The organism is Corallococcus sp. CA049B, assembly GCF_003611685.1.
GTDB classification, from domain to species: Bacteria; Myxococcota; Myxococcia; order Myxococcales; family Myxococcaceae; genus Corallococcus; species Corallococcus coralloides.
Genome location: NZ_RAWC01000283.1, coordinates 1 through 9,676, shown reverse-complemented (window position 1 = coordinate 9,676; position 9,676 = coordinate 1). Strand labels below are relative to the sequence as shown.

6 protein-coding genes are annotated in these 9,676 nt (G+C 73.9%); 5 read left to right on the top strand and 1 reads right to left on the bottom strand.

Annotated elements, in window-relative coordinates; genetic code table 11:
• Nucleotides 1-104: 104 nt before the first annotated feature.
• Both D7W82_RS35840 and D7W82_RS35835 read left to right on the top strand, forming a co-directional pair.
• Complete coding sequence (locus D7W82_RS35840) at nt 105-1,007, top strand: dimethylarginine dimethylaminohydrolase family protein (RefSeq protein ID WP_233588143.1); 903 nt, start codon at nt 105-107, stop codon at nt 1,005-1,007.
• A complete protein-coding gene (locus tag D7W82_RS35835; RefSeq protein WP_120622601.1) occupies nt 997-1,791 on the top strand; it encodes a hypothetical protein in 795 nt (264 codons plus the stop codon). The genes D7W82_RS35840 and D7W82_RS35835 overlap by 11 nt, the downstream gene beginning before the upstream one ends.
• 5 nt (nt 1,792-1,796) lie before the next feature.
• Here the strand turns inward: D7W82_RS35835 and D7W82_RS35830 are convergent, their stop codons facing one another.
• Complete coding sequence (locus tag D7W82_RS35830; RefSeq protein ID WP_216619210.1) at nt 1,797-2,450, bottom strand: MBL fold metallo-hydrolase; 654 nt, start codon at nt 2,448-2,450, stop codon at nt 1,797-1,799.
• 139 nt (nt 2,451-2,589) lie between these two features.
• Between D7W82_RS35830 and D7W82_RS35825 the strand changes: the two genes are divergently transcribed.
• The 3 genes from D7W82_RS35825 to D7W82_RS35815 all read left to right on the top strand — a co-directional run bounded on the left by D7W82_RS35825 (nt 2,590) and on the right by D7W82_RS35815 (nt 9,515).
• The gene (locus D7W82_RS35825; RefSeq protein WP_120622599.1) at nt 2,590-4,461 is read left to right on the top strand and encodes a lipase maturation factor family protein; all 1,872 of its coding nucleotides are present in this window, start codon (nt 2,590-2,592) and stop codon (nt 4,459-4,461) included.
• Nucleotides 4,462-4,570: 109 nt separating this feature from the next.
• Nucleotides 4,571-8,560: a protein kinase gene (locus tag D7W82_RS35820; RefSeq protein WP_304988760.1), complete on the top strand. Its 3,990-nt coding sequence runs from the start codon at nt 4,571-4,573 to the stop codon at nt 8,558-8,560.
• A 115-nt stretch (nt 8,561-8,675) separates the two neighbouring features.
• Complete coding sequence (locus tag D7W82_RS35815) at nt 8,676-9,515, top strand: Ig-like domain-containing protein (protein ID WP_120622602.1); 840 nt, start codon at nt 8,676-8,678, stop codon at nt 9,513-9,515.
• Nucleotides 9,516-9,676: the final 161 nt, after the last annotated feature.

The following is a 9,676-nucleotide window of genomic DNA, read 5'->3' as shown; positions in this document are numbered from 1 at the left end:
GGAAATGAGAGGGGACGGGCGGGCGTTGCATTTTGCCAGACTGTTTTCTCAAGGCTGGAGACGGACGCGTTGTGAGGCGCCGGGGCGGTGGCTAGAAGCGAGGGATGATGGACCTCTTCCTGATGTCGCCCCCGGGCCGGGGCTGGGCGCTGCGAGGCCGTTCGAACTTCCGCAGCCGTGAGGCCGCTCCGGCGGATGCGCGCGGCGCGCGGCGGGAGTGGCTGACGCTCGCCCGGCACATCGAGTCCCGAGGAGGCACGGTGGTGGCGCTGCCCTCCCCGTCGGACGCGCTGACGGGCATGCCCTACGCGGCCGAGTGTGGCCAGGTGGTGGCGCGCGAGGGCCAGGCCCCGCTGTTCCTCCTGCCCAGGATGATGAGCGCGCATCGCTTCACGGAGCGCGACCACTGGACGCCGCTGGCCCGGCGCCTGGGCCTGGAGGTCGTCGACCCGGGCGTGGGCATCTGGGAGGCGCACGGCGACGTGGCGACGTTCGACGGCGTGACGCTGCTGTTCTGGGGCGGGCGCACGACGCTCGACGGGCTGGAGGCGGCCCAGCGGCACTTCCCCGGCGAGGTGCTGCGCGTGCAGGTGCGCGAGCCCGCGTTCCACGGGAACATGGCGGTGCTGCCCCTGCCCGCGGTGGACCGGCTGGTGGTGTGCCCGGACGTGATGGCGCCGGAGTCGGTGGCGCTCCTGGAGCAGCGCTTCGGCGCGGACCGGCTGGTGCGGGTGACGGAGGCGGACATCCGCCGCTACGCGACCAATGGTCTGCCTTTGGGCAGGGACCTGCTCGCGCCCACGGTGATGCCCGCGCACATCGTGGAAACCTTCGAGCGACTGGGCATGCGCGTGGTGTCCATGCCGATGCCGGAGCTGACGGAGAAGGGCGGAGGCTCGTCGCGCTGCCTCGTGTCGCGCGCGCCGGTGGAGGCCTCGCGCGTCTCGATTCCGCCCGAGTACCGGCTGGACGTCGTGGCGAAGGAACTCGAAGCCGATGGCGGGTGAGCTCGCGGCGCAGGCCCAGGCGTTCTTCGCGGCGACCCCTGAGCTGTCATTGCAGGCGCTGGGCTCCGGCGTGCACGTCCCGTCACTGGACCTGGCGCCGTACGGCGTCCCGGTGACGCACCTGCTGGCGGAGCACAACGCGGAGCTCGCGCGGCAGTACCTCACGCTCAATCAGCTGGCGTTCGGCGGCATCGGCGTGCCGCGTTGGGTGCTGTCGGACCTGTACCTGTTGCCCGGCGCCATCGGGCTGTTGCGCTGTCCCGCGCGGCTGCTCAAGGCACCCGCGCGCGAGCGGCTGCTGCTGGCGGACGAGGAGTTGGCCATCGGCGCGGCCTGCTACGTGGCGCCGTCGCTGACGCCGGGGCTGTTCGTGGGCGTGTCGCTGTTCAGCTTCCTGCCGGGGCGGGGCGCGTCCGCGTGGGTGAAGCTGCTCACGCTGGGCATGGTGCGCGCGAAGCGGCTGCGTGGCATCACCCAGTGGGACAACCCCGCCGTGCGCGTGCACTCGCGGCTGGGGCCCATGCGGCTGGTGGGGCGCGTCCCCGGTGGGCACGACTACGACGAGCGCACCTTCGTCTACGAGACGGACCTCTCCAATGAGGCCAACGTGGCCCGGGCGATGCTCCGGGGGGATGCGCCCGCGCCCGCCACGCGCATCCCCGTCACGGACCTGCTGTCGCTGGGCGCGCTGCTGGACCGCGCGGAGGCAGGCGCCCGGCTGGAGCTGGCGCCGCCCGGCCAGGACGACGGCCACGTGCTGGTGCGCGAGGTGCCTCCGGGCTGAAGGCTTCAGGGCGCGGGGGCGTGCGGGAACTCGTCGTCCTCTTCCAGGGCCTTGCGCAGGGCGCTGGCGCCGTCCTTGAGGATGGGCGCGCCGTGCGCGAAGCAGACGGTCTGGATGGGCAGGTGGTCCAGGATGCGCTGGATGCTGCTGCGCGTGCGCAGCGGCTCATCCTGGTACTCGCCGGGGACGAAGGTGGGCGTGCGCCGGCCCTCGTGTGACAGCAGGTCGGAGATGAAGACCACGGCGTGAGGGCTCTTCTGGAGCCACAGCGTGTACATGGCCTCCGTGGGCCCCGGCGTCTGGAAGGTGTTGAGGCCGCCCGGCAGCGTGGTGCCGTTCACGTATTCGAAGTCCGGCTTCTCCTCCAGGCCCTGCGCGCCCTCGGGCGCCCAGACGGGCACGCCGAACACCTTGCGCAGGCGCCACGCGGAGCGCTGGTGGTTGCCCGCGGTGAGCACGATGGCGTCGATGTCGCCCAGCTTGCGCAGGGCCTTCTCGTCGATGGGCAGCGGGTCGATGAGGGTGACGGTGCCGTCGTCGTCCACCACCGCGTAGGCGTCGCTGCGGATGCCGCCGAGCCGGTCGTCGGAGACGGTCCAGTGGTGCACGCCGGGGACGATTTCATCCGTCTTCTTCGCCTGGGCCTTGGGCTCGCTCATGCGGACAAAGCTAGGCACCTGTCCCCAGGTGACAGGGGGCCCCGCTCCGCTGCCCGCCTGCCCCTCCAGCAGGCCCTCCCGGCCCCTTCGCATCCCGCCCGCCGCGCGCACCTTTGTCGTTGGACGAAGGAGCGACCCGATGCGCGTGATGCAACCGCTGGTGCTGTTCGATGGGGACTGCGGCTTCTGCAAGCGCTGGGTGGCTCGCTGGCGCCAGGACACGGGGGGCCGGGTGCGCTTCGCGCGCGGGAGCAGGTGGCTGCTCACGCTGCTGGGCATTCCGAAGAAGGACATGCTGCGGGCCATGCAGCTGGTGGAGCCGTCGGGGCGCCGCTCGTCCGGCGCGGAGGCCGTCTTCCGCATGCTCGCCTGGTCGCCCCGGTGGAGCACGCGGCTGGCCGCGCGGCTGGGATTGGCGCCCGGCGTCCGGCAGGTGGCGGGCGCGGTGTATCCGGTCATCGCGCACCACCGCCGGCGCGCGTCGAAATGGGACACGTGGTTGTTCAGCCGCGTGACGGAGCCCGCGGAGCACCGGTGGGTGCGCTGGGCCTTCATGCGTCTGTTGGGCGGCACGTTCCTCATCGCCTTCACGTCGCTGGGGAAGCAGGTGCTGGGGCTCTACGGAGAGAAGGGCATCCGTCCCATCCGTGACCTGGCGCAGTCCGAGCGCTGGGCCGCGCAGGGCCGCTGGCGCCGTCCGTCCGTGTTCTGGAGGGACGCGTCGGACGCGGCGCTGGTGCGCGGCTGCCGCGTGGGGCAGGCCCTGTCGCTGGCGCTGCTCCTCAACGTGGCCCCGCTCCCGAGCGCCGCCGCGCTGTGGGCGCTGTATCTGTCCTATGTGTCACTGGGGCGAGAGTTCCTGTCGTTCCAGTGGGACGTGCTGCTGTTGGAGATGGGGCTGTTGGGCGCGCTCACCGCGCCGGCCGGCGTGAGGCCCGGGCTGGGGACGCGGGACGTGTCCGCGCTGGAGGTGTTCCTCTTCCGCATGCTCGTGTTCCGGCTCTACTTCGGCTCGGGCATCAGCAAGGTCCACTCGGGTGACCGGACGTGGCGTGAGCTGAGCGCGTGCGACGTGTATTTCGAGACCGCGCCCCTGCCCACGCGGGGCGGCTGGGCCGCGCACCAGCTCCCGCGCCAGGTGCGCCACGCGGGCACGGCGGCGGTGCTGGCGGCGGAGACGGCGGTGCCGTTCCTCGCCTTCGGTCCCCGGCGCGTGCGGCAGGCCACCTTCGGCATCCTCTCCGCGTTGCAGGTGGCCATCATGGCCACGGGCAACTACGGCTTCTTCAACGTCCAGTCGCTGGCCCTGGGGCTGTGGCTGCTGGACGACGCGGCCCTGCGGCGCGTGCTGCCGGAGGCGCTGGGGCGCGACGCCGGGCCCGCGCGGCGGCCGTCGGTGCCGGGCACGGCGCTGTCCGTGGCCGCGGCGGTGCCGTTGCTCACGCTGGGCACCGTGGAGCAGCTGCGCCGGATGGGGTGGTGGCCGCGCGGACCGGAGCGCCTGGTGCGGGCGGTGGACTGGCTGGAGGACCGGGTGATGCCGCTGCACTCGGTGAACTCCTACGGCCTGTTCGCGGTGATGACGGTGGACCGGCCGGAAATCACCGTGGAGGGCTCGAACGACGGCGAGCACTGGTTGGAGTTCCCGTTCCGATACAAGACGTCGGGCGTGGACCGGCCACCGCGCCAGGTCGCCCCGCATCAGCCCCGGCTGGACTGGCAGATGTGGTTCGCCGCGCTGGGGTCGCCGCCCTCGTGGTTCCTGGCCCTGATGGAGCGGCTGCTGGAGGGCTCGCCGGAGGTGCTGGGGCTGTTCGCGTCCAACCCCTTCCCGGACCGCCCACCCCGGCTCGTACGGGCGGTGCTCCACGACTACCGGATGACGTCCCGGGCGGAGCGCCAGCGCACCGGAGCCTGGTGGAAGCGGGAGCGGCGCGGGCTGTATGTGTCGCCGTTGACCCTCGCGCCCGGGTCGTCCGAGCAGGCGGGAAGGCTGACCTGGCACGTCTGAAACGTGCCTGGGTCCATGCGACTCGTGCCCGGTACGCCAGGACCCCACACGGAGGCGGAATGGCTAATGGCTCCCCGTGCGAAAGCAAAGGGCCGGGGACTGGCGGGGGATGGGGATCGCTGGGTACGGTTCAAGGGCGATGGTGTCCGGTGCTTCCCCGTCTTCCCTCATCTTCGGCAGGTACGCGGTGCTGCGCCGCGTGGCCGTGGGGGGCATGGGGGAAATCTTCCTGGCACGTCAGGTGGGGGTGAGCGGCTTCGAGCGCCCCGTCATCCTCAAGAGCCTGCTGCCGGACCTGCTGGAGCACGACGGCTCGGTGGAGATGTTCCTCGACGAGGCCCGCGTCGCGGCGCACCTGAACCACCCGAACGTCGTCTCGCTGTACGAGGTCGGCGCGTGGCAGGGCACGTTCTACATCGCCATGGAGTACATCGAGGGCGAGAACCTGGGCCGCCTGGCGAAGGCGGCGGCGCGGGCCGGCACGCCGCTGCCCCACCGCGTCTGCGCGCAGATGATCCGCGACGCGGCGCTGGGGTTGGATCACGCGCACCACGCGCGTGACAGCCAGGGCGCGTCGCTGGAGCTGGTGCACCGGGACATCAGCCCGCAGAACATCATGGTGCGCCTGGACGGCCTGACGAAGGTGGTGGACTTCGGCGTGGCCAAGGCGACCATCCGCGCCAGCCGCACGCGCACGGGCGTGCTCAAGGGCAAGCTGCGCTACATGTCGCCGGAGCAGGTGCGCAACGAGCCCGTCTCCGGCACCAGCGACCAGTTCGCGCTGGGGGTCGTGCTGTGGGAGCTGTGCACGCGCCGGCCGTTCATCGACACGGACAACCCCGCGGAGGCCATGCGGCGCATCGCGCTGGCGGCGGTGCCCCGGCCCTCGCAGTTCGTGGAGGGGCTGTCACCGCTCTTGGAGCAGATCATCCTGCGCATGCTCCACCGCGCCCCCGGCCAGCGCTTCGCCCGCTGCGCGGACGTGGCCCGCGCGCTCCAGTCGTATCTGGATGAAACGCCGGAGCCGCCGGAGGAGAGCGTCCCCGCGGTGGTGACGCGGCTGGTGGGCGAACCGGTGCTGGCGCGGCTGCGCGACGCGGGCAGCGGCGAGCCCGGGCTGCCCCAGGGCCGCGAGCCCTCCAACGTGTCGTGCCCGCGCTGTGGCCAGTCCACCCCCGCGACCAGCCGCTTCTGCCCCGCGTGCGGCAACTCGCTCACGCCCTTGGGCGTGGACGCCGCGCAGAAGTCGCTCACGCCCGCGTCCGGTTCCGGTTCCGCCTCGCCCAGGCTGCCGGTGATGCCCGCGCTGCGCGAGCCGCCCGTGCACCTGGGCGACGAGGACCTCCCCGACGCGCCGACGGCCAAGGCCCCCGCGCGCCGCGGCGACGGCGCCGTGCACGAGCCGCCCACCGACCCGACGATGGAGGTGCCCGCGCCGCTGGCCTCCGCCCTGGCCGAGCCGCCGTCCGCCAGCGGTGAGGACGACGACGGCCCCCCGGCCCTCGGAGATGAGGCCCCGGGCCCCACGGTGAAGATCCGCGCCATGGACGCGCAGGCGCAGATGCGCCGGCTCACGCTGCTGGTGGTCGCGGGCGAGCCGGCCCACGCGGTCCGGCTGCGCGAGGCGGTGGCGCAGGTCTCCGCGCGCCACCACGTGGAGGCGCTGGCGCTGTCGGACACGCGGTGGTGTCTGCCCTTCGGCCTGCCGCAGGCGCGCGCGGACGACGCGACGCGGGCGCTGAAGTGCGCGGAGGAGCTGGGCGGCGCCGGCCTGAACGTGCGGCGGGGCCTGGAGTCCGGCGTGGTGCGCACGAGCGCGGAGGAGGGGGCGGCCCGGCTGACCGGCCTGGGGTTGGAGCGGGCGCAGGCGCTGGCGGACGCGGCGGTGTCCGGCGAGCTGCTGGTGGGCGCCTCCGTGAAGGCGCTGCTGGTGGAGGCGGGCGGGGTGCGCATCGGCGCGTCGCGCGAGCTGCCCGGCGGCACGGCGTGGCGGGTGGAGTCCGGCGCGCCCGCGACCCGCGTGGACGCGCTGGTGGGGCGCGACGAGGCGCTGACGCAGGCGGCGATGGTGGTGGAGTCGGCGTGCAGGGGCGAAGGCGGCGCGCGGCTCTTCGTGGGGCCCTCGGGCGTGGGACGCAGCCGCTTCCTGGAGGCGGTGGCCGAGCTGGCCGCGGGCGCCTCGCCGCGCGTGGTGTACGCGTGGGGTGGAGACCCTCGCTCCGCGGGAGCGCTGGGATTGTGGCGCACGGTGTTCGCCGCGCTGTCGCGGGCCGCCGCGGGCGGGGACGCGTCGCTGCCGCCGCTGTCGGGGCTGGGCCTCTCCGAACCGGAGGCCGCGGCGCTCTGGCGGAGGCTCGCGCGGGGCGCGCCGTCAGGCGGCGGACTCCTGCCGGCGGGAGACGGAGCGGTGGTGGACGCCATCCAGCGCGTGGCGAAGCCGTCTGGACTGTTGCTGCTGGTGGACGACGTGCACCGCGTGGACGGCCCTTCGCTGGAGATGCTCGCGGGGCTGCTCGCGGCGAAGGAGCCAGGCGTGTCGCTGGTGGCCACGGGTGACGTGGACGCGGTGCCCACGGCGCTGGCGTCGCTGCCCGTGACGGTGCTGGAGGGGCTGTCGCCGTCGGAGCTGAACGCGCTGCTCACCGCGAGCCTGGGCATGGCCCTGTCGCCGTCGCTGGAGCGGGCGGTGGCGGACCGGGTGCGCGGCAATCCCGCGCATGCGCTGGCGCTGGTGCGGCTGCTGGTGTCGGTGGGGGTGTTGCAGCGCACGGAGGGCGGCTTCCAGGCCAATGGCCCGCTGTCCCCCGCGGCGCTGCCGCAAGGCCTGGGGCAGGCCCTGGGCGCGAGGCTGGAGCTGCTGCCCGCCGCGTCGCTGCGCTTCCTCCAGCGCGCCGCGGTGGAGGGCTCGCTCTTCTGCGCGGAGCTGGTGCGCGCGTCGCTGACGGCCACGGACGGCGCCGGGGTGCTGGAGGACGCGGAGTGGGTGGTGCCCGTGCCCGGGCAGCCCGGCATCTTCCGCTTCACGAGCGAGGAGGCGCGGCAGGTGCTGCGCGAGCGCCTGTCGCCCTCGCAGCTGCGCAGCGCGCACCAGGAGCTGGCGGAGACGCTGGATGACGAGGCGTTCGTGCAGGAGCCGGCCCGCGAGGTGCGCGTGGCGGACCACCTGCTGGGCGCGGATGCCTCCGGCGCGCCGGCCGCGTGCGAGCGGGCGGGGGACTGGTTCGCGGCGCGAGGCGAGTGGCGCTCGGCGGTGGAGTTCTTCCGCTGGGCCCTGGGCCGGGCGCCTGGCGCGACGGCGGCGGTGGTGCGCTGGCAGCTGGACGTGCTCGCGCGCGCGGCGGGATGTCTCACGCAGGCGGACCCCGCCGCCGTGGACGGGCTGGTGACGCCGTGGCTGGACCGCGTGCCGGTGATGCAGACGCCCGGCCGGTGGGCGGAGGCCGCGCGGCGCCTGGCCGTCGCGGAGCTGAAGCTGGGGCGCGTGGACGACGCGGAGGTGCGCCTCAGCATGGCGCAGGGCCCGGCGGGCTCGGACCCGGAGGTCGAGGCCCTGATTCTGGGCGAGCTCGCGCGCGTGCGTGAGGCCAGGGGCGAGACGACGGCCGCGGTGGAGCTGCTCGCGCGGGCCTTCCAGCGCATGGGGAACCGGACCCCGTACGTGGCGGACTTCTTCTGGGAGCACTACCTGCTCCTGGGCCGGCTGCAGCAGCGGCTGGGGCAGCTGGACCGGGCGCGGGTGGCCTTCACGCGCGCGGCGGAGCAGGCGCGGTCGGTGGGCAGCGCGGTGGGCCAGGCGCGGGCGCTGTCGCAGCTCGCGGGCCTGCGGGTCCTCGCGGGCGAGCCGGCCCAAGCGCTGTCGGACCTGGAGCGCGCGCTCGCCCTGGCCGAGCAGGGCGGGGATGCCCAGGAGGTGGCGCGCATCCACTTCAACGCCGGGCGCCTGCTGGTGGCGGGAGGCCGGGCGCCGGAGGCGCGTGAGCGGCTGGAGCAGGCGAGGGAGCGCGCCCGGGTGGCGGGCTGGCGGGAGGGAGAGGCCCTGGCCGCGCAGGTGCTGGGCGCGATGGAGGCCCGGACCCCGCGCCGTGGAAGTGGGCAGTAGTCGTCAGCAGGCGTGCAGGCGCGCGGACTTCGGCGCGGGGGCTCCAGGTTTTAACGCCCTTTGAGTGAGCCACCGGTAGACTCGGCCATTCCCCTCCTGCCGCGTGCCTGCCTTCGTGAAGACCTCACGTCCCATCTCCTTTTCCCTGTTGGGTTTCCTCGCGCTGGGTGTGCTCGGCGCGTGTGGACCGTCGCCCACGACCATCACCCTGGAGCCGCCCGAGCTGCGCTACCTGCGCACCCAGGGGCAGCACCTGCCGCTCAGCTACACGGTGTTGGACGCGGACGGGCGCAAGATGATGGACACGCGCCTGCGCTGGACCAGCTCCGCGCCGGAGGTGGCCTCCGTGCTGGAGGACGGCACGGTGGTGGCGCGCAAGTCCGGAAAAACAATCATCGGCGTGCAGGGCGGACGGGCGAAGGCGGCGCTGCCGCTGGACCTCACCATCCTCGCGTCGCTGGACGTGCGCGCTCCGGGCGCGGACTTCGTGGAGGTGGGGCGCACCATCAAGATGCGCGTGGTGGCGCGCAATGAGGCGGGCCACGTCATCCCCGACGCGGCGCCCGACTTCCGCTCCAGCAACGAGGCCGTGGCGCGCGTGGAGAACGGCGAGCTCATCGCCGCGTCCGCCGGCGTGGCCACCGTCTCCGCGACGCTGGGGCACCTGCACCGCGCCATCGCCGTGCAGGTGGTGCCGCCGGACTTCGCGCGCCTGGGGCTGAACCTCACCTCGTACACCTTCAAGAAGAAGGGCCAGTCGGTGATGGTCCAGGCGCGCGCGTACAACCGCAACGGCGTGGCGCTGGAGAAGGTGCCGCTGGAGTGGTTCAGCTCCAACGCCGCCGTGGTGACGGTGTCGCCCGAGGGCCGCGTGACGGCCGTGGGCAAGGGCCGCGCGGTGGTGTCGGTGGTGGCCGGCCGCCGCCGCACGGCCGCGGACTTCATCGTCGAGTAGCTTGCGCCGCTTCGACGCCGGGCCCGCCGCGCAGGAGCGGCGGACCCCGAGGCGATGGGCCGCTAAGGCTTCTTCTTGGTCGGCGCCGGGGACTTCGGCGCGGGGCGCTTGCCGCCCTTCTTCTTGGACGCGGCCTCCACGTCATCCGGGCAGGGCCGGCG